Source organism: Atopobium deltae, from assembly GCF_001552785.1.
GTDB lineage: Bacteria > Actinomycetota > Coriobacteriia > Coriobacteriales > Atopobiaceae > Atopobium > Atopobium deltae.
This window is the reverse complement of the sequence record NZ_KQ959516.1, coordinates 176597-196288: the sequence shown is the minus strand read 5'-3', so window position 1 is coordinate 196288 and position 19692 is coordinate 176597. Positions and strand designations below refer to the sequence as shown.

Sequence of the window (19692 nt, the reverse complement as noted above, 5' to 3'; positions counted from 1 at the left end):
GGTTTCTCGTGATATCCCACAGATGCGGGTAAAATAAACAACATAGCCTATAAAGCTACTTGGTTAAACTGGGTTGCACTGGGTTACGCTGGATTATGTTGGATTAGCTGGAGGTTTAATGGCTCGCAATAATCCCCAAGTTTCAGTCATTATGCCAGTCTATAACGTCGATACGTACGTTGGTCGTGCTATCGAGAGCTTGCAGAATCAAACGTTTCGCGACTTTGAGCTGCTCATTGTTGATGATGGCTCGACGGACCGTTCGGGCGACATTTGTGACCGTTTTGCCAAAAAAGATATTCGCATTGATGTCTTCCACACTTCCAACGCGGGTGCTCCTGCTGCACGCAATTTGGCGCTGGACCACGCCCGCGGCACCTACGTCTACTTTATGGATGCCGACGACTGGGCCGAGCAGAACATGTTGCAGGATATGGTTTCGCATGCAAGCGAGCACGCAGCGCAACTCGTCGTGACGGGCTTTTACATCGACACCTACTACGCAAAAAATAGTAACGAGCACATCAGCGAGCTCAAGCATCAGCCATCCGCAAACTACACCAACGCGGCAGCTTTTAGGCAAGCCGCCTACAAATTGTTTGACGAGAATCTCTTGTATACACCCTGGAATAAGCTCTTTTTGCGCTCGCGCATAGAAGAGCTGTCTCTGCGTTTTAGGCCTACGTTTTGGGATGATTTTCCTTTTGTGCTCGACTTCATTCGTGACGTCGAGCGCGTCGTGGTCAGCGATAAGGCCTACTATCACTTCATTCGTTCGCGTTCGGAATCCGAGACCTCCCGCTGGCGCCCCGACATGTACGAGAAGCGCGAGGAAGAGCATGGCTGGATGTGCGATTTGTACGAGCACTGGGGTCTTCTCGATACAAGCGAGCATCGGGAAATGATTTACCGCCGCTACATTGAGCGCCTGGTTGGCTGCATCGAAAACGTATGTAATCCTTTGTGCACTCTGTCGCGCGCGCAAAAGTTGCAGGCGATTCACATGATGATCAGCACGCCAACAGCGCAAAAAGCTGCCGAGATTGCGCAACCTCGTTCGTCACATATGAAGGCGCTTATCGCCCCCATTCGAGCTCGGCGCACTTGGCTTGTCTACCTCGAGGGTAGCGTGATTTCGTTTGTTAAGCGGCGTAACACGAAGCTGTTTTGTCAACTCAAGTCACGTCGCTAGAGCTATGAGATTGCTGGAGTCGTGTAGCTATGGCACATCTTTTTGTCGTTGAAGATGATAACACCATGTGTGATCAGCTCTGTTGCCTTTTGCGCAATGCGGGTCACAGCGTTGAGATTCCCACTTCGTTTGAGAAGATCGCACAGCAGGTCATGAGCGCACAACCCGATATTTTGCTTCTGGATTTGGGGCTGCCTGGTGTCGACGGGCAGTTCGCGCTGCACGAAATTCGTCAGCAAACGACGATTCCCGTTATCGTCCTCACCAGTCGCGACAACGAACTCGATGAGCTTATGAGCATGAATTTGGGGGCAGACGATTTTCTCGCCAAGCCCTATAATGGCCAGATTTTGCTAGCACGTATCGATGCTGTGCTTCGTCGTAGCAAACCTGCACACGAGATGAGTCGCATCATTAGCTGGGCGGGACTTTCCTGCGATGTGCTGCGCTGCTGCGTTTATAAAGATGATTCGTTGGATGCCGCGCAAACGAAATCCGTGGAGCTCACAAAAAACGAGTTGCGCATCTTGGAGTTGTTGATGAACCGTCGTGGGGCAGTGGTCTCGCGAGAAGAAATTATGGAAGCGCTCTGGGACTCCAACGAGTTTATCGACGATAATACGCTGACCGTCAACATGAATCGCCTTCGTCACACCCTGTCGAAGCTCGGTGCTGGCGGATGTATCGTCACGCATCGCGGCATGGGGTATGCCATGAAGCCCGCGCCCACCGCGTCCACAAGCTCCACGAAGCAGGCCTAAGATGCTCGCCTGGCGCTACATACAATCGCATGTTGTGCAAATCATTTGCTGCTGTTTGGCAGCGTTTCTACCAGCGACGCTCATCTATCTGTCGGGTTTCAGCGTCGATTTTGCAATCCTGTGTGCGTTGCTATCGCTGGGTTGCTTGTTGCTCGCAGGTCTGTGGGGCTATGCACAACGTCGCTCTTATCTGCGAAGTCTGATGGAGCTTCAGCACGCTATCGAGAAGACCAACGAGACAAGCACCATCGCAGGTGAATCGTTGCACAAAACAACGTCGCTCTATGGGATTTCGACCTGGATGCATCAGCTGGAAAAACCCGTATATTGGGAGGGCAAACTCGCTTACGATTTTTGCGAGAAAATCGCTGGTACGGCTCAGCGTTATGCCGCTGACAGCCATCGGGATATGCAGCAGTATCGCGAGTATATTGAACTGTGGGTACACGAGATCAAAACGCCGTTGGCGGCGGCGCACCTGTTGGTGCAAAACAATCCTAGTGCAGCGTCTTCGCAGCTCCGTGCCGAGTTGGCGAAGACCGAAAAATTTGTTGAGCAGGCCTTATTTTTGGCGAGAAGCACCTCGCTCGAAAAAGATTATGTCATTCGCAAGGTGTCGCTTTCCACGCTTGTTGTCGATGCGGTTAAGTCTCGTGCTCAGGCGCTGATTGGCGCGGGTTTTCGCGTGGAGCTCCTAAGCGATGAGCAGCGCGATGTGGTGGTATACACCGATACTAAGTGGATGATCTTCGTGTTGGGGCAGCTGATTGATAATGCCGTACGTTACCGCAGCTCCGACCCTGTGTTGGTCTTCTCGGCAGAGCTTATCGAGAAGGGCAGTGCGCACGAACGAATTGCGCTGAGCATATGGGACAACGGCTGCGGCATTTCGCAGGCAGATGTGGGCCGTGTTTTTGAGTGGGGTTTTACGGGCGACAATGGTCGTATGCAACAAAAAAGTACAGGAATCGGCTTGTATTTGGTGCAGGAGCTGTGCCACAAGATGGGGCTTTCGGTTGCGATCGACAGTCAAAAAGGTGCGTGGACGCAACTGACGATTACCTTTCCGTTCATGCAAAAGTGGGGCTAGGCAGGGAAGTGCTGCTTCACGTACCAACAAACCTTACAAAAATGAAAGCTGCAGGTAAGTACATTCGATGGCAGTGCTGTGGCATAGTTTGAATAATAGAGGTGTCGACATTCAAACGGCTTTTGCGTAAAAGCTTTTACGCAAAAGCTTTTACGCTGAAAAGCACCCTGAAAGGAATCACTATGCTCAAGCCTCGTCACGAAAAACCTGCAATGCAACAAAGCGTAACGCAGCCAGACACTGCGCTTCGCGTATCGCATCTCGAAAAAGTCTACGGCACCAGCTCGCTTTATGTGCGAGCGCTGGCGGGAGTCAGCTTCACTGTCGAAAACGGCGAATTTGTCGCCATCATGGGCTCCTCGGGTAGTGGTAAATCCACCTTGTTGCAGTGCATCGCCACCATTGATGAGCCAACCGCTGGCGAGGTGTACATTGCTGGACAAAACATGGCCGAGCTTTCCAACAAAAAGCTTGCAGAATTCCGTAGCCGTCGTCTTGGGTTTATCTTCCAAGATGCCAATCTTATCGACACCTTAACCGCGCGAGAAAATATTACCCTTCCGCTTGCAATCGCGCGCGTCAATCCCCGCGAAATCTCGCAGCGTGTAGTTGAAGTGGCCACGACGCTCGGCGTGCTGGAAGTGCTCGATAAATTCCCGCACCACATGAGCGGTGGCCAGCGTCAGCGTGTTGCTGCTGCGCGCGCCATGGTAAGCAATCCCGCCCTCATTTTGGCGGACGAGCCAACGGGCGCGCTCGACGTCAAAAACACCCGCATTTTGCTCGAAAGCCTTACCAAGCTCAATCAAGAATACCAGGCGACCGTATTGATGGTTACCCACGACGAATATGCTGCAAGTTGGTGCCAGCGCGTCTTGTTTATTCGCGACGGCAAGCTCTTTTCGGAGCTCGTACGCGGAGACGCCACCCGCCGTGAATTCTTCGATCGTATTATTGCTGTGATTGCCACCATGGCTGGTGATGTCGATGCTTACTAAGCTCGCCTTTCGCAATGTGCATCGCAGTGCACGCGAGTACATCGTCTATTTTTTGACGCTTTCCTTAAGCGTGGCAGTGTTTTACGCCTTTAACACCATCGGGGTACAGGCAAAGTTTTTGCGGGAATCCACGCAAGAGCTCGTGAAAAATATCGGCATGTATATTACGGCGCTCACCGTTTTTCTGGCGCTGATCACAGGCTTTTTGATGGTCTATGCCAACAACTTTTTGATGCGCTATCGCAAGCGCGAACTGGCACTTTACCAGGTATTTGGTATGCGTCGCTTGCAGGTCGTGTACGTCATCATGCTCGAAACCCTCTTCGTGGCCCTCGCGGCCTTAGCCATCGGCTTTGTGTTGGGAGCAGCAATTTCGCAGGTCCTCGTGTTTGTGACGGCCCATATTTTTGAGAAAACCATCACTGAGTTTCGCTTTTTCTTCTCGTCAGAAGCGTTTATCACCACCTGCGCCTGCTTTGTGGTGACCTTTGTGGTCATGTCTTGCTTCAACATGCGCTCGCTGCACCAGGTCAAGCTGGTTGATAGTATGAGTGCTGCGCACCAATCCGAGAAGATCAAGGTAAAAGGGCTTGTTTTTTCGAGCTTGCTCTTTGTGGTAGGCGCGGCGCTAATCGGCGGCGCGTACTATCGGCTGATTACGCAGGGTTTTCCAGGAGCGAGCGCCACGGGCACCACCTTGGCAGATTTTGGCATTACCACGGCGATGGTGTTTGTGGGCACGTTTGTGCTCTTTTATGGTCTTGCGGGATTTTTGCTGGCTGTTGCACAACGCTCGAAACGCTTTTATAACAGCGGTCTGCATAGTTTTACCGTGCGCGAAATGTCCAACCAGATCAACACCAACTGTGTCTCTATGGGCTTCATTTCGCTTATTTTGTTTTTTGCGATTACCTGTGTCACCACGGGTTCTGGTTTGGTCAGTGCGCTCAAATCGTCCGAGAAGCAGGCACTGCCCTTTGATGCCACGATTAGTATGTTTATGAGTCGTACGGGCATCAAGCATCATACACTTCCAGCGAGCATGCAGGCGTTTAAGCAAGCGGGCTTTGACGTTTCGTCCATCGGCAAGGCCGTGATCGTGCGCTTGTGTCGACCAGCTGCACCGCAGACGGACCCGCAGGCGCTCGCGCAATCGGGGAGCGCGCAATCGGGGACGCAAGCACTCGACCGCTCCGAGGTCGCTAAAACAGCATCGCTGGGTGCTTTTGCAGCTACCGCTCACAAGAAGCTTCCCGCTGGCTTTGAACACGCCAACGTCACTACCCAAAGTCTCGACTTCATGGCGCTTTCGACCTATAACAAGCTACGCGAATTTGCGGGAGCCACTCCCGTCTCGCTTGCCCACGACGAGTACCTTCTGACGGCTAATATGATGCTCGTTACGGACATTTACAAAGCCGCTGTCGAACGTGGCCACACCATCACGCTTAATGGCAAAACGTATAAACCCGCTACACAAGGATTTATTGGCGATAAGACCGCCGGTATTTCAAACAATTTTTTCGCCTCAAATACAGGAACCATCGTGGTTGCCGACGATGTCATCGCCAACTATCCCGTCCATCAGCTGCTGGTAAACATCAACTATGCGCAGGGCACCGACGTGAAGCATGCCGAAGACTTTCTCGGCAGGCTGTGTGACGATTCGCAAAGTTTTAAACAAGCCGTGTTTGGTGAGCGCGCCAGCGACCCGAACGTCGCTCACAAAGAGGTGTATCCCATGCTTCTTACGCGTGCCATGATGAAAAGCCAGGGGCTCGATACGCGAGGCATGATCACCTACCTTGCGTTGTACATCGGATTTGTGCTGGTCATTGCCTGTGCTGCTATCATGGCTATTCAACGGCTCTCGTCTGCTTCAGCCGCTGCTGGGCGCTATCGTATGCTGTCAGATTTGGGAAGCTCCCAAGAAGCGCGCAAACGCTCGCTGCTCTTCCAAACTTTTGCTTCGTTTATGCTTCCGCTGCTGGTAGGGCTGGCGCATTCGATCTGTGCGCTGATGGTGATTAGCGATATCCTGCGGATTTTTGGGGGCTTCGATATTATCAACACGACGCTAAGCTTCATCATTTTTGTGAGCGTGTACGGAGGCTACTTGTTTGTCACCTACGCCGTGTCGCTTCGGCTTATCGAGGCGCAGACCGATAATTTCCGTCGCGAATAGTGCAGCGCATAGTTTTTTGTGGTGGCTCATAGTAGAATTAAAATGAAGACCTTGTTAATCAGGTGTTATGAGCTTTTTTCAGGAGCTGCCACTTATCAGGAGTTGCCACATGAGTATTTCTCGCCGCCTCACAGAAGCTGATCGTGCACGTGTGTTGGACTATATCTCGAAGGAACCCGAGGTGACCACCTTTATTTTGGGGGATATTGAGCAATTTGGTCTGACGGATCCTGTCTGTGTATTTGCGCTTGTTAACGATGATGGCAGCTGGGATAGCATTGTGGTGAAGTTTTACACTAACTTTGTCTGCTACAGCCAACACGATCACTTTGATGTGTTGAGCATGGTAACGCTTATTAAGGAGGAGGCAAGCCAGCTATACTACGGTAGCATTAATGGACCGCATGATATTATTGCTGCGCTTGCCCCTTATTTTGATAATCTGTCACTCATTTCTTCTCACTTGGCGCGTTTAGACAAACTGAAAAGCGATCAGGTCGCTCCTGCGCCCGAAGGCTCGGTCATTCGCCGTTTGGGGGAAGATGATTACGACGAGTACTTTGCGCTTTTGGCATCCACCGATGAGTATCATGAGCTGTATCGCGACGGCCATTCGATCGAACTTGCCAAAAAGCAAAAGCGTGCCGATGCCGCGCACGGCTGCGTGAGTTATGGTGTTTTTTATAAAGATAAGCTCGTAAGCGTGGCTTCTACCAGCGCCAATAATTCCAAATCGGCTATGATTGTCGGCGTATGTACGCACAAGGATCGCCGCAACTTTGGCCTTGCGACGGCCGTGGTGGCGCAGTTGTGCCAGGATGAGTTGGCAGCAGGTAAGCAGTTCTTGACCCTGTTTTACGATAACCCAACCGCAGGCCACATTTATGAGCGCATCGGCTTTGAGTCCGTTGCGCAGTATGCCATGTTACGCTAGTGCAACGCGCACTCACATCCGGCTGCACCGCCGCGTATGCCACCCGTATACACCACACCGCTACGACAGGATGAGGTTTTTTAGCACATGACGCAGATAAAAGCGACGCAGGTAAAAGCAGTATTTTTTGATGTTGATGGAACACTATTTTCGTTTAAAGAGCACCAAGAGCCAGCTTCCACGCGCGAGGCTGTGCGCAAATTACACGCCGCGGGCATCATTCCCATTTTGGCAACGGGGCGTCCTATTTACCAGCTGAGCGGCATAGATCAAGAGCCGTTTGACACCTACATCACCCTTAACGGCCAGTATTGCTTTTCTCAACATGGCGTTTACCATAATGTGCCTATCGATAAGACCGACGTGGAAGCGATTGTGAACTATGGGCTGACCAACGGCATCCCGACTCTGTGTATGCAAAAAGACAAGTTTTACATTTCTGCACGCAACGAGCGTGTCAAAAAGCTGGAATCCATGATCGGCATGACCTATACCTGCGAGGACATCACACAGGCGCTCAATCAAGAGATTTATCAGTTTAACGTGTATCAAGAGCCCAGCAGGGACGATGATCTGCTGAGTCGCACCCATTGCCTGGCCACCGCCAGATGGACAGACCTTTTTGCCGACGTCTTTCCGCAACAGGGTGGCAAAGCTCCAGCCGTTATCAAGACCATGGAGCATTTGGGCATCACAGCTGACGAAGCTCTTGCCTTTGGAGATGGTGGCAACGATCTTGGCATGTTTTCGCTGGTAGGCACCTCTATTGCGATGGGCAATGCTGACGAGAAGGTCAAAGAACAAGCAACCATGGTTACCGAAGATGTCGATAACCATGGCATTTACAATGCTTGCGTGCGCCTAGGGTTGATTGATTAGGCTAGGCGTTTGTGGGGCGTGTTGCGGCCTCGTCGATCTTCTCGGCAGCCGTAGCGTCGTCGGGAACTGCTTCGTTATTGGTGGTGTCGTTGGCATCGCGCATCAAAGGGATGCGAGTGAGCTCGGCGTTGGAAGCCTCAATAATATCCTTACTACCAAAAACGCATATTGCATGTTTGTTATGCAGCTGCGCGAGTTTTTGCGCGCGTGCATGAATCTGCTCGACGGTGGTTGCCAGCGCCTCCGCGCGACGCCGCAGGCGAATGTCGGGATCCTGTCCGCTTAGGCGCAGCAGGTCTTGAGCGCGTGCGGTGGCACGGGGTTTCTCGGGAGCATCATAGGATGCCACGGTCGATACAATGTAGCCACACAACTCATCTTCGGAAGGCTGCCAGTTGGCGAGCCAGCCAGCCGTGTTTTCGAAGCGCTGGAGGGTTTCGTCAATGTGGGGATCGCGATACGAGAAGAATCGCGCGAAGCCATCCGTTGCGGTGCTAAAGCCACAGCCATAGGCGCCGCCTGCAACACGGACTTCTTTCCAGAGATAATCGAGAGAAATAGCACGGTTAATGACCTGCCAAACGCCGTCTTTGGGGTCGTCTGCGTCGGCAGAGTTGGCGGGGCCTGCTGGATCGGCAGATTTGGCTTCCGATGCGGCGTTGGGCAGTATCGCACCTTTGGCAACAAAGACAACATTACCTGGAACGCCAAAGGCTTCATTTTTGATCTGTGGCTCGGGAATGATGAGGTGTTGTTCTGCGAGGCTGTTGGCCACTTCGCCCGCTTTGTCCGAGGTGTTGGTTGTGGCAGTCGCGTTGGCTGCGGCGTTGGCTTCGCTCGCGTTTGCGGCGCCAGCAAAAAAGTCGAGTTCTGCGGCGTGCTGCCACCAGCTCTCGAGCTCGTCTTTCGAGCCCGTAAAACTCAACTCGAGATGTGATGCAGCGTTTGATGCCGCGCCTGGCGCCGTGCTTGATGCCGCAGGAGCACCCGCGCTCGCACCCACGCCTGGCTTCACAAAAATGCTGCGGCACAGCTCGGCAAGTTTTGCGCGCAGCTCGTCGAACTTCTCGTCAAAATGTTCGATCAAATCACAGAGGAAGAAATAGTAATCAATGCCATTGATCTGCTGCGATAACAGCGCGTTTTTCGAGAAGTACGAGTACAGGCGGCTCATAGCATATGCGTGACCCGCGCCCATAAAGCCCTGCTCCATGGCGATGCGGCGCTGCGTGAGCGTCTGCAAGATCCGGGCCCTATCGTTAAAGTTCGTGCTGGACCAGATGTGCGCAGGAATCGCGCTCGTTTGAGACAGCTTGTCGGTCAGTGAACTGACGGCAACCACGAGTTTGACCTGCAGTTTGTTGGGGTCATGCGCATTCGCGGTATTCTCGACAAAAAAGCTGAGGCTGCCGAGCTGAGACTCAATCAAGGTATCGAGTTCGGCGGCGGAGTAGTGCGTGGTCGCGAGTTTGCCCAGCACATCGCTCAGGATGGTGACGTAGGGCATGTCCTCAAAGTGCAGGTGGGCCAAGTCGAAGTAGTAATACACATAGTTGATGTAGTGTGTTGCAAAATCGTGCAGGTAGCTGGGCACGCCGTAGCGAGCGGTGTACTGTTCGCACAGCTGCATCGCGACTTCGGCGGGAGGCTCGTCGAGGTCTGCTAGCGAAAGCTTCGGGAGTTTTGCGACATCTTCGGGCGCGTCGGGCATTTCTTGCAGCTTGCGCAGGTGCTCGGTTTTTTGTTTGATATCTGACAGATCCTCGGGGCTCATCGAAGCAGCAAGCGCTGCAAGATGACAGGCTTGCTTTTGTGCATCACCCTCGGCGGAGGGCACAAGCTCGACGCAGGCAAAGTGCGTATTGTTGCAGATAATTTCTTCGAGTAGGCGCTCGTACCAATCCGTGTCGAATGCCTGGTGCAACTCCCGCAGCGCTTCCTCATAGTGAATGTAACTGGTGGGATCATCGTCGTCGTATAGCCAGCTGTTCATGGCTTGCATGGAAAGCGCAATGCCATCGGGGTAGGAGCCCCACTCATTTTCGCGCAGATTAAATTCTGCTTGCGCGAGCGACGCTTCCAGCAAGTTGCGGTCGATGCCCTCGCGTGCAATGTGGTGGCACAAGCTTTGCACAAGCTCGTAAAAATGCTCGAGCGTATCGGGTTTGGCGCCCTTGAGCTCAAGCAAAATATACGGTTGCGCGATGCCATCCATGAGGTAAGCGCAGACATCATCGGCGATCTTCTCGTCGAGAAGGGCTTTTTTGAGGGGTGCCTCGTTGGAGCCAAAAAGGGCGTCGAGCAAAATATCGACCGCGAGTACCCGCGTGCGATCCTTCGAGCTGCCGATCGCAAAACTGAGCGCTGAACAGGCATTATCATGCGTCGTTTGCATGGTCGTTGTAGCATGGCGCACCGACACAGGCGCTTGGATGCCCAGCGTGTTGGGTCGACCAGCGTCGCGATTTTCTTGCGCGCAGAAGCGCTCGTCCAAAAAGGCGAGTATCGACTCGATATGCATGTTGCCGTACAGAATGGTGTAGCTGTTGTCCAGTCGATAATGGCGCGCGTGGGTGTCGATAAACTCATCGTAGGAAAGTTGCGGAATGGCCAAGGGATTGCCGCCCGATTCAAAGCGATAGGCCGTATCGGGGAAGAGTTGGCGGGTAACTTCCTGGAGCAAAACGCTGTCAGGATCCGAAAGCACACCTTTCATCTCGCTAAAGACAACGCCGTTGTAGCTGAGGGTTTGCGCGGGGGCGGCAGGTGCGTCTCCGCTGTCCTCAATTGAGGTCATGCTTGCGGGCTCGCCGCCCTTCTCATCCAGTTCGTAATGCCAGCCCTCCTGCTCAAGGATGTGCGGCTTGTGATAAATGGCGGGGTGGAGCACCGCGTCGATATACACGTCCATGAGATTGAGCAAGTCTTGTTCGTTGGTCGAGGCAACGGGATACATGGTCTTATCGGGGAAGGTCATTGCATTCAAAAATGTTTGCATGGAGGTCTTGAGCAGATGCGTAAACGGCTCTTTTACAGGGAATTTTTGCGAGCCGCACAGCACGGAATGCTCGAGCACATGAAATACGCCCGTGTCGTTTACGGGTGGTGTTTTAAATGCTATCGAGAAGGCTTTGTTGTTTTCGGGGCAGGCAAACCATACCAAGCGTGCGCCTGTGGGCTGGTGCTGCATGAGGTACGCGGCGCCATTAATTTCGCTTACGGGTTCGAAGCGTTTGAGGCTAAAGTTCGAGATGCAGCAACCCTCCTTGAGCTGGGGAAACTGTGTTGTGTAGTCAACATTCGCTGGTGTTGTGGTGGTTGCCGCACGTGCGGCGCCGTGTGCAACGGCGCGGGCTTCGGTTTTTGCGTTGGTGTTCATATAATCCTCGTCGGTATTCTTGATAAGTTTCTTGGTAAGCAGGTGTCGCAACTTGCCCTTGCAATCTCTCGTAGGGATAAAATCATGATAAAGCATAGCAATTACCACGGCGTACAGGTATGCTGTACAGTGGCTCCATGAATGAGCTTTATGTACCCATTTTACATACGAGTAAGATGCTAACAGCGTTTTGTGAGTGCGTTTTGTGAGCTTTGTTGTATGTGCGAGATGTTTTGGAGATGACGTGAGTAAAACGAAGTTGTATACCAATGACGTATCGGCCAACAATCCCGAGGTAGTCAAGCAATATACAGTTGAGCAAAATAACGCCATCGAGCAGGAGAACGTCGCCGCCGATAAGCCCGCCGAGCCGCAGCCCGCCGATAAGCCCGCCGAGCAGGAAAACGACGGTGCCGCGCAAGTCGCCGAGTCGCACAACGATAGCGGCGCAAAAAAGCGCCTTTTGCTCAAAACTTTCAGGAGAAAAAAAGTCAAAGCGCCCAGCTCACAAGAGGTATCTTCTCGGCTTATGCACGGGATTATCATCTCGCTGATTGGCGGCGCGTGTTGGGGCTTAAATGGCACCTTCGTCAAAATCTTGCTTGATACCTATCACGTCCCCGAGCTTTGGCTTGTCTGCATGCGCGAGCTTGGCGCGGGCGTGCTGTTTCTTGCGACGGCCTGGGGTCTGCATCGCGATAAGATGTTTGGCATTCTTAAAGAGCGGGCCGATGTGGTGAGCCTCGTGTGGATTTCACTCACGGCCATTTTGTTCTCGAACGTTTCGTACGTTATGACAATTAGTTACACCAATGCAGCCACGGCTACCGTGTTGCAAACGCTCAGTATTGTGGTTGTCCTCTTTTATGTGTGTATTCATAATCGTCGTCGCCCTCGCAGGCGCGAACTTATTGGCATCGTGCTTGCTATAACAGGTACGTATTTGCTGGCAACGGCAGGCGATCCCTCTCGTTTGCAAATTCCTGCCTGGGGCTTGTTCTGGGGAGCGTCCTGCGCTATTTCGGCAGCGCTTCTCTCCATTTTGCCCATAAAGTTGCTCAACAAATGGGGGAGCTTTGTTGTCAATGGCTACGCGATGCTCTTCTCGGGAGGACTGCTCGCTTTGTACGTGCAGCCGTGGAACTACATGCCCATGCTCGACACCTTTGGCATGACCATGCTTGTCTTTTCGGTTGTTATTGGAACCTACGGCGCCTACGCCCTGTTTTTGCAAGGTCTGTCAGAAGTTGGGTCCGTGCGCTCGAGCATGTTGACTACGTCCGAGCCGCTGGTCGCGATGATAAGTTCGGTGCTCTTGTTGGGCACAAGCTTTTTGCCAACGGATATCGCTGGGTTCATCATGATTATTGTGATGGTGTATCTGACGGCGTAGCGCTATTTAACAACCAAAATGTCGCACTCGGCTGCGCGGAGCAAAAACATCGAGATAGAACCCAGTAGCGCATACTTAATGGGTGAAAGACCTCGCGCTCCACAAATGACGACGTCTGGCTCGATGATGTCCAAAAATTCCTCTTTGAGCGTTTCGCGGATACGACCATACTTGACCATGACCTGCACTTCGGGAATGTCGGGGTCGGCTTGTGCCTGTTCAACGGCGTCGCTAATGGATTCGCGGAAGAGCTTCTCTAATTTTGGTATGAGGTCAATAGGGTAGGTACCTGCGGTTTCCAGCGCGGTAGAGTCAAGGACGTGCCCAATATACAGCTTGGCACCAATACTTCTTGCTACAGCAATCGCGCGATCGAGCACGGTGTCTTGCTCCTCGGTTCCATCAAGTGCTACGAAGACCTTTTGATAGCCTGTGTTCTCGTACTCTGCCATGGTAGCCTCCTTGCTTACCGAGCTCGTGTGCCGAGCTTTTGTTACAGATATAATACCCATTCGCTTTATGTCTGGATGCTTTTTTCTTTGAACGGTACGAATGAGGCGCCAGAAGTTTTATCGCAGGGGTACCATTAAAGCTTCAAGGAGTTGGCCTGAGGAGTGAGCACGTGGACATTGTTGTTTTACTAATCGAACTGCTAAAAGCCTTTATCTATGGCATCGTGGAAGGCATTAGCGAATGGCTTCCCATCTCTTCGACGGGGCACATGCTGCTACTACATCAGTTTGTAAGACTGCAGGTAAGCACTGATTTTTGGGATATGTTTTTGGTCGTCATCCAACTCGGAGCAATCCTTGCGGTTGTCTTTTTGTTTTTTGATAAGCTCAACCCCTGGTCGGGCCACAAAACGACGGTCGAGCAAAAATCAACTTGGCGTCTTTGGGCACAAATCGTGGTTGCCTGCATTCCTGCTGCGATTATCGGCATCCCTCTGGATGACTGGATGGAGGAGCACCTCGGAAGTCCTTTTGTGATTGCCGCCGCCCTTATCGTCTATGGTATTGCGTTTATTGTTATCGAGAAGACCCGTCAAGCGCGTGCTGCATCTGGTGCTATGACGGGCGCTTTTGGGCGCGTTGGCGTTGGCAACACGGTGGGCTACAAGGGCAAACACTTTTCACCCAACGCCGCTCAGGCATTGCAGCCGCAGACCTTGTCTCAGGTGGATAACGCTCAAACGACCGACGTTTTTGCCATGAGTTGGAAAACCGCGCTCGGCATTGGCATCTTTCAGGTCTTGTCAATAATCCCTGGAACGTCGCGTTCGGGCTCGACCATTATCGGCGGCTTGCTTTTGGGCTGCTCACGCGCTGTAGCTGCGGAATTTACGTTTTTCTTGGCGGTTCCCGTTATGTTTGGTGCAAGTTTTTTGCGCCTGGTCAAGTTCTCCCTCAAGGGTAACATGTTCAGCGTCGACCAGCTTGCCATTTTGGGCGTTGGCTGCGTAGTGGCATTTGTCGTTTCGCTACTGACCGTGCGCTTCTTGATGCGCTTCGTCAAACAACACGATTTCCAATTCTTTGGCATTTACCGCATCGTGCTCGGCTTGATCGTGATTGCCTACTTCATGATCTGCCGATAAGCCCGACGTATTGACAACCCCTTTAACGAGGAGTTTCTCATGATAAAAATTTTGTTTGTCTGCCACGGAAATATTTGTCGTTCGACCATGGCGCAGTATGTCATGCAAGATTTAGTCGATCGCGCGGCCTTGGCGGATGCTTTTGGCATTGATTCAGCAGCGACGTCCTACGACGAAATTGGTAGTCCCATCGACAGACGCACCAGAAAAGTTTTGCAGCGCCACCATATTTGGTGTGGTGATCACCGCGCACGGCATCTTATTGCAGCGGACTATGCAAATTTCGATTATCTCGTGGGTATGGACTCGTACAACATGCGCAATATGCGCAGCATGGTGGGCGGTGACTCCGAGCACAAACTGTCGCTTCTTTTAGATTGGGCAGGAAAACAGCGTGACATTGCTGACCCGTGGTACACGGGGAATTTTGACGCTACCTTTGATGATGTACTTGCGGGATGCACCGGTCTTTTCGATCACGTCACACGCGAGCTGTAGGCGAACTGTAGGCTCCTCGAGGCTTAGTCCCAGCCGCGATCAACCCGCTTTCTCGACCATTTGCGCCTATTTTTGGGCCATTGACCTATTATATGGATTTTTTTGATACCCCCTCTTCTTCAAATGAGCTGGGGAGGGTAATCTTTTTGTAAGCATGGGCTTATTGGATCCGACATGGGAGATGATTCGCAGATGAAAAATGCTTACAAGAAGTTTGCCCTTTTTATAGCGGCAACGTTTGTCGTGGTGTTGGTTTGCCTTGCGCTGCCCTTATCGCAGGCGCGCGCCGACGATCCGCAGGTGCCCGACCACGTTGACATTCCCGATGACGAATTTGTCCTCGATATCCTGCCAGAGATGTTTCTTCGGGAGCTCGACGGCGGTAAAGAAGATATTTTTCGTAGTCCCCTCGATACGATTAGCGTGAACAGAACTGCGCATGTACTGGGTTCGATTTGGAGTAAACCCGTTGCTGAGGTGTGGAAAAACATCGCGTTTCACATCTATGACGAGCAGGGAAACCTGATTAAGACCGACAAGGGCATCTATAACCCCTCGATAAAGTTTGGCACTGGCAATGTCCACGGCATCAACTTTAGAGAAAGCGGCTCCAAATTCATTCTTGGTCTCAAAAAGAATAAAAAATACCGTATCAAGATCGATACCTCGACCTTGCCCGCTGGCTATTATGCATGGCTGAGCAACATTGGCTCTGGCTATGGCGAGAAGACCGAGGACTTTTTGATGATTAACGGAAAGAAGGATATGGATGGCGAGGGTCTTGAGGCCATCTATGACGGTACGACCACCAAGCCCTACTGCGCTCTTCGCTTTCATATGGACATCGTGAACATCATTTGGGCCAAAAACAAAGAGGTCGCCAAAGACATCTTTGTGATGAATGGCGATAAGGCTACTGGCTTGAATCCAAAATACAAAGCGGGGAAGGACTATGTGATCACGCAGATTTCTGCTGATAGCAATCCCACAACACCAACCCCTCAGGAGTTTTTGGGTCTGTGTGACGAAGGTTACGTGCCTCTGCGTGCAACCTTTACTTACAAAGGCAAAACGTATACGCGCATCACGCCCTACCATAACTACGGGTACTTGCGCCGGTGGAAAGATGAAGTTGATCACATCAACACCTTCGAGAAATTTAAGAGTACCAGTTGCTTTGTGATGACCCTTGATGCACGCATTCCACAGGTCACCTTTATTTTGAACCACCCAGACAATCCACGTAAAAAAGTTGCCACGCTGCCCATCTACTACAAAAAATCCCTAGCCAACAATTGCGTAGGCGAAGGAGCTGCGACAACGTGCTTACAAAAAGAATTGCCCACAGTGCCCGCAGCTTCCGATGGCAAGGTCTGCGTCGGCTGGAATCTGAAGCCCGACGGCACAGGCACGGCCTTTACTAAGGACAGCGTCGTGACGCACCCGAAGTTTGAGGTCTACGGCCAATGGACCATGCCTCCTGTGCTCGAAGTTAAAAACGCGACCATCGTACAGGGTGACACCCTTGACCTAAAGAGCCTTATTACCAAGGCTTCCGACGCCGAAGACGGTGACAACCTGCATGATCAGGTAGTTATCGAGAAGGGCAACTTCGACACAACCAAACCTGGCGCCTACGAAATTACCTACACACTGACTGACAGCGCTGGCGCTCGCGCTACGGCTAAAGCAACGGTTACGGTTAAGAAAAAAGCTGTGCCACCTACGCCCCCAGCGCCACCCGCACCAAATCCCGCGGCCCAACCGACACCTCAGCCAGTTCCTGCAAAGCCCACAAAGCCGAGCAAGCAGCTTGCAAAGAAACTTCCTAAGACGGGCGATGCTTCACTCGTGCTGCAGGCTTCAGTACTTACGTTAGCTGGCGTCAGCGCTGTCGGCGTCAGTGCCGCTGGTTATGCTTTTGGGCGTAAAAAGCAACAGTAGCATGCAAACACTTGCATATCTGCTGGTATAGAGGCATAGAGCTATCCCGCGACTTTGTTAGGAAGAGCGGGATAGCTTTTTACAGCTTGAAATCATATTGAATTCAGTAAAATACAGCTTATAATACCAGCTTACGCCAACGGTAAAAAATATACCGTTGGCGTAATTCTCATACGCTTTTACTATGCCTTTTAGGATATTTTTTATGGCCGTTCTAGATGCAATGCCGCGTGTTTATAAACGCATTATAGAGTGAAAGTAGAGCGGGACCGAAAATTTCGATCCCGCTCATCTTTACGGTATCAATGAGATCCCTATGAGGCATGAATTTCAGTTACGACGGGCTTCTCGGCAAGCCATGAAGCAGGCGTTGGACTTAAGGTAAACGCACTTTGCTGTGCGACAGAGCGTTCTACCACATTGACGAGCTGATAGTTCGCATCTGCATAATTGATCACCAAAGCGTAGGGCGTTGCGGTCGGCACAGCAAGCTCAACGATGGGAACGCTCTCATTGAGTGCTGAGCTATAGCCTTGTGCGATATTCCGATAGTTCTTTTGAGCTTGCGCAAATGCCTGTTGGCAGGCGTCAAGAAAATCATCTTGCGAAACGTTTTGCTGGATTTCGGCGGGAAGCATGGTCCGAAGCTGGTGTGTATCGATAGCGAGCTCGGCGTTTGCGTCAAAATACAGCGCCTGTGGGCTGAAAGTAAACGAAACAGGTTTTGGCAAGCTGAGCGCGGGAGCGCTAGCGTCCTCCATGGCTTGTGTCACGAAGTTGCCGTCACTCGTAGAAAATTCTGCAAAGGACCATGATGAAGTTTCGGCCCTTGGGGGCTTGTTTCTCACGATGCAAGCATCGAGAACGTCTTCGTTTGCGGCAGGTTGATTGGCTTCTTCTGAAGCGGTATCTGAAGCGGCATTTGCAGCTGTTGCGCCCTCAGCTGTAGGGTCTTCTGGCTCTTCAAGATGGTTGAAGCACATATAAATGGCCTCGCCAAAGAGTGTATACAGGTTGGTGTGCAACAACGCTTTTGTAGAGGTCTGTACGAGTGATTCGGGCGAGGTCGTGTAGGCACGATAAAAAATGCTTGCGAGATAGTTGCAGGCATTTTGAGCGATCCAGCTGCGTGTCACATTTTGGGAACCATTCGGACTGCCTCCTTGACCTCCGTAAATATCGTTCAGCTCTGAAGCGATGGTATGCCAGCTACCAAGTAGTGCAAATTGCGTTAATGCTTGCAGTGCGCCATTAAAAGGATGCTCAATATCGTTTTGCTCAACAAGTTGATCGGAAGCACAGAAAAGGGGTTCATTAAGGACAGCCTGCGGACTCCGTCTTTTATTTGCTGCGGTTGTGGCATTCGTCGCGCTCGCCGTCTTCTGTACGATAAGCTTGCTGATAATCCACGGCTTTTGCTTGGTAATGGGCAGTGTCTTTTGGATGACAGCCACAATGCTCGGCGCATGTTTGCGGTCGCAGCCATATTCCAGCGCAAGAGGGAAATTCACCTTGTTTCGAGTGCCGCTCAGGTTTCCTCCAGAACGGGCAAGCTGCCACGAGTGGGTCAGAAGCTCCATCACGTTGGTGTTTTCGGGGGCAAGATTGTAGAGCTCGTTCAAGATGTTCGTGGGGCAGTAAATGTCATCCTGAAACGTTTGAGGCAAATTCGATTGCAACGCAATAGGAATATACGCCTCCGGTCGAGAAGGTCGACGATTATGGCGTACGGGACCAGGCGGCTCCATTCTATACGCTTGGCGCGTGCGTTGCAATGTGTTTGACCTCGTTCTTTGTGCCGAATCTCGGGAGCTTGATTCTTGTGAGTTATGCTTATGTGCTGTTGTTTCTTGCGAGGTGGGCTCCTGCGACTTTTTCTCTCGACGCCTTTTTGCTGCGGCAGAGTCTTTTTTCTCAGCGGCGTCTTTTGCTGATGCTTCTGCAGGCTCGGTCTTGTGGTTGGAGCTTATGTCTGAGTCTCCGTTGATTCTGGAGTCGGCTTGCTGTTGAATTGCTCGTTTGAGCTCATCTATACCACGCGTTGGTGCAGCGATCACACTTTCTTCCTCAGAGGCAGCGGGATCTTCTTGTGCTGTCGTGGGGATGGACTCTTGCTCGGGTTTAGCTGAAATTTGCTCGACTTCGGCTACGTCGATTTTGTACTCGATGTCAACAGCGACTTGCTCGGGTTCAGCCGCTTCGAGATTCTGCTCCTCGGCAGGTACAGTCTGTACACCCTCAGCGGAGACAACCTGCTCATCGGGTGTCGCGGCCTGTTTGTCCTCTGTCGTCACCTGTTCGACTTCGGCAGCGATCTTCTCGTCCTCTGGCGCTGCTTGCCCTTCGACAATCTTCTCTTCGGCAGCCTCGTCAGCGACCTCAACAGCAACCTCGGGTGCAGCCTCAGGCTTCTTCTGCTTTGGCTTTTGTGGGCGCAAAAGCTTTGTGCGGCGCTTACGACGCCAAGGCTTGAGTTTATCGGCGCCCTTCTCTGCAGGCGAATCTTGATTGAGTGCCTCGAGCGCCTGATCAAATTCGGGGTAGGGCATGAGCGTGACAAACACGCGACCCTTTTTGAAGGTGGTGACCTTGATAAAAGCGGGAACTGCCTGCATAAGGCTTAAGACGTCGTCGCAGTCAAAATCGGCGGCGGCAAGATTATCCTCAGCAAGTACCGCCTCTATGTTGGCAAGCGAAACCTGGCAACCTTCTCCGATGGTGCGTTGGATGAGCTGGTACAGGTACAGTGCATGATTTTGAGAAACTAAAGGCATGTGACACCTCTCACGAATATTTATACCCTTATAGCTTAAAGGAAAATTGTTTTTGTGCGGCCCAAACT

The 19692-nt window shown here is 51.9% G+C and carries 14 protein-coding genes; 11 read left to right on the top strand and 3 right to left on the bottom strand.

The window, feature by feature from the left end; translation table 11 throughout:
* Nucleotides 1-118: 118 nt before the first annotated feature.
* From HMPREF3192_RS06030 to HMPREF3192_RS06000, 7 genes are all read left to right on the top strand, one after another.
* Nucleotides 119-1192 (top strand): glycosyltransferase family 2 protein, encoded by a 1074-nt coding sequence (locus HMPREF3192_RS06030; protein ID WP_066306439.1) that lies wholly within the window; start codon nucleotides 119-121, stop codon nucleotides 1190-1192.
* Nucleotides 1193-1221: 29 nt separating this feature from the next.
* Entirely contained in the window at nucleotides 1222-1953 is a 732-nt protein-coding gene (locus HMPREF3192_RS06025) for a response regulator transcription factor (RefSeq protein WP_066306434.1), read from the top strand.
* 1 nt (nucleotide 1954) lies between these two features.
* Entirely contained in the window at nucleotides 1955-3043 is a 1089-nt protein-coding gene (locus HMPREF3192_RS06020) for an ATP-binding protein (RefSeq protein ID WP_066306432.1), read from the top strand.
* A 182-nt stretch (nucleotides 3044-3225) separates the two neighbouring features.
* Entirely contained in the window at nucleotides 3226-4041 is an 816-nt protein-coding gene (locus HMPREF3192_RS06015; protein WP_407921950.1) for an ABC transporter ATP-binding protein, read from the top strand.
* Nucleotides 4031-6226: an FtsX-like permease family protein gene (locus HMPREF3192_RS06010; RefSeq protein WP_197414583.1), complete on the top strand. Its 2196-nt coding sequence runs from the start codon at nucleotides 4031-4033 to the stop codon at nucleotides 6224-6226. Before HMPREF3192_RS06015 ends, HMPREF3192_RS06010 begins: the two co-directional genes overlap by 11 nt.
* Before the next feature lie 109 nt (nucleotides 6227-6335).
* Nucleotides 6336-7160 carry a GNAT family N-acetyltransferase gene (locus HMPREF3192_RS06005; protein WP_066306426.1) on the top strand — a complete coding sequence of 275 codons (825 nt, stop codon included), beginning with the start codon at nucleotides 6336-6338 and terminating at the stop codon, nucleotides 7158-7160.
* 87 nt (nucleotides 7161-7247) lie between these two features.
* Complete coding sequence (locus HMPREF3192_RS06000) at nucleotides 7248-8039, top strand: Cof-type HAD-IIB family hydrolase (protein ID WP_066306424.1); 792 nt, start codon at nucleotides 7248-7250, stop codon at nucleotides 8037-8039.
* Between the two features lies 1 nt (nucleotide 8040).
* On the opposite strand, the gene HMPREF3192_RS05995 is transcribed toward HMPREF3192_RS06000, so the two are convergent.
* Complete coding sequence (locus HMPREF3192_RS05995; protein ID WP_231723381.1) at nucleotides 8041-11514, bottom strand: insulinase family protein; 3474 nt, start codon at nucleotides 11512-11514, stop codon at nucleotides 8041-8043.
* Between the two features lie 148 nt (nucleotides 11515-11662).
* On the opposite strand from HMPREF3192_RS05995, the gene HMPREF3192_RS05990 reads away from it, so the two are divergent.
* Entirely contained in the window at nucleotides 11663-12811 is a 1149-nt protein-coding gene (locus tag HMPREF3192_RS05990) for a DMT family transporter (protein WP_231723380.1), read from the top strand.
* Nucleotides 12812-12813: 2 nt separating this feature from the next.
* On the opposite strand, the gene HMPREF3192_RS05985 is transcribed toward HMPREF3192_RS05990, so the two are convergent.
* The gene (locus tag HMPREF3192_RS05985; RefSeq protein WP_066306422.1) at nucleotides 12814-13263 is read right to left on the bottom strand and encodes a universal stress protein; all 450 of its coding nucleotides are present in this window, start codon (nucleotides 13261-13263) and stop codon (nucleotides 12814-12816) included.
* A gap of 170 nt (nucleotides 13264-13433) precedes the next feature.
* Here HMPREF3192_RS05985 and HMPREF3192_RS05980 point away from each other — a divergent pair, with 170 nt between their 5' ends.
* The 3 genes from HMPREF3192_RS05980 (at nucleotide 13434) to HMPREF3192_RS05970 (ending at nucleotide 16850) form a co-directional block, all read left to right on the top strand.
* Nucleotides 13434-14408 (top strand): undecaprenyl-diphosphate phosphatase, encoded by a 975-nt coding sequence (locus HMPREF3192_RS05980; protein ID WP_066306420.1) that lies wholly within the window; start codon nucleotides 13434-13436, stop codon nucleotides 14406-14408.
* A gap of 39 nt (nucleotides 14409-14447) precedes the next feature.
* A complete protein-coding gene (locus tag HMPREF3192_RS05975) occupies nucleotides 14448-14906 on the top strand; it encodes a low molecular weight protein-tyrosine-phosphatase (RefSeq protein WP_066306418.1) in 459 nt (152 codons plus the stop codon).
* Nucleotides 14907-15080: 174 nt separating this feature from the next.
* Nucleotides 15081-16850: an immunoglobulin-like domain-containing protein gene (locus HMPREF3192_RS05970; protein ID WP_066306416.1), complete on the top strand. Its 1770-nt coding sequence runs from the start codon at nucleotides 15081-15083 to the stop codon at nucleotides 16848-16850.
* A gap of 314 nt (nucleotides 16851-17164) precedes the next feature.
* On the opposite strand, the gene HMPREF3192_RS05965 is transcribed toward HMPREF3192_RS05970, so the two are convergent.
* Complete coding sequence (locus tag HMPREF3192_RS05965) at nucleotides 17165-19624, bottom strand: DUF3825 domain-containing protein (RefSeq protein ID WP_066306414.1); 2460 nt, start codon at nucleotides 19622-19624, stop codon at nucleotides 17165-17167.
* Nucleotides 19625-19692 lie beyond the last annotated feature (68 nt).

Coding starts and splice junctions, on each gene's coding strand:
- HMPREF3192_RS06010 (WP_197414583.1), top strand. CDS start 4,031: ATGCTTACTAAGCTCGCCTTTCGCAATGTGCATCGCAGTGCACGCGAG.
- HMPREF3192_RS06015 (WP_407921950.1), top strand. CDS start 3,226: ATGCTCAAGCCTCGTCACGAAAAACCTGCAATGCAACAAAGCGTAACG.
- HMPREF3192_RS05995 (WP_231723381.1), bottom strand. CDS start 11,514: ATGCTTTATCATGATTTTATCCCTACGAGAGATTGCAAGGGCAAGTTG.
- HMPREF3192_RS06020 (WP_066306432.1), top strand. CDS start 1,955: ATGCTCGCCTGGCGCTACATACAATCGCATGTTGTGCAAATCATTTGC.
- HMPREF3192_RS06000 (WP_066306424.1), top strand. CDS start 7,248: ATGACGCAGATAAAAGCGACGCAGGTAAAAGCAGTATTTTTTGATGTT.
- HMPREF3192_RS05970 (WP_066306416.1), top strand. CDS start 15,081: ATGGGAGATGATTCGCAGATGAAAAATGCTTACAAGAAGTTTGCCCTT.
- HMPREF3192_RS05985 (WP_066306422.1), bottom strand. CDS start 13,263: ATGGCAGAGTACGAGAACACAGGCTATCAAAAGGTCTTCGTAGCACTT.
- HMPREF3192_RS05965 (WP_066306414.1), bottom strand. CDS start 19,624: ATGCCTTTAGTTTCTCAAAATCATGCACTGTACCTGTACCAGCTCATC.
- HMPREF3192_RS06025 (WP_066306434.1), top strand. CDS start 1,222: ATGGCACATCTTTTTGTCGTTGAAGATGATAACACCATGTGTGATCAG.
- HMPREF3192_RS05975 (WP_066306418.1), top strand. CDS start 14,448: ATGATAAAAATTTTGTTTGTCTGCCACGGAAATATTTGTCGTTCGACC.
- HMPREF3192_RS06030 (WP_066306439.1), top strand. CDS start 119: ATGGCTCGCAATAATCCCCAAGTTTCAGTCATTATGCCAGTCTATAAC.
- HMPREF3192_RS06005 (WP_066306426.1), top strand. CDS start 6,336: ATGAGTATTTCTCGCCGCCTCACAGAAGCTGATCGTGCACGTGTGTTG.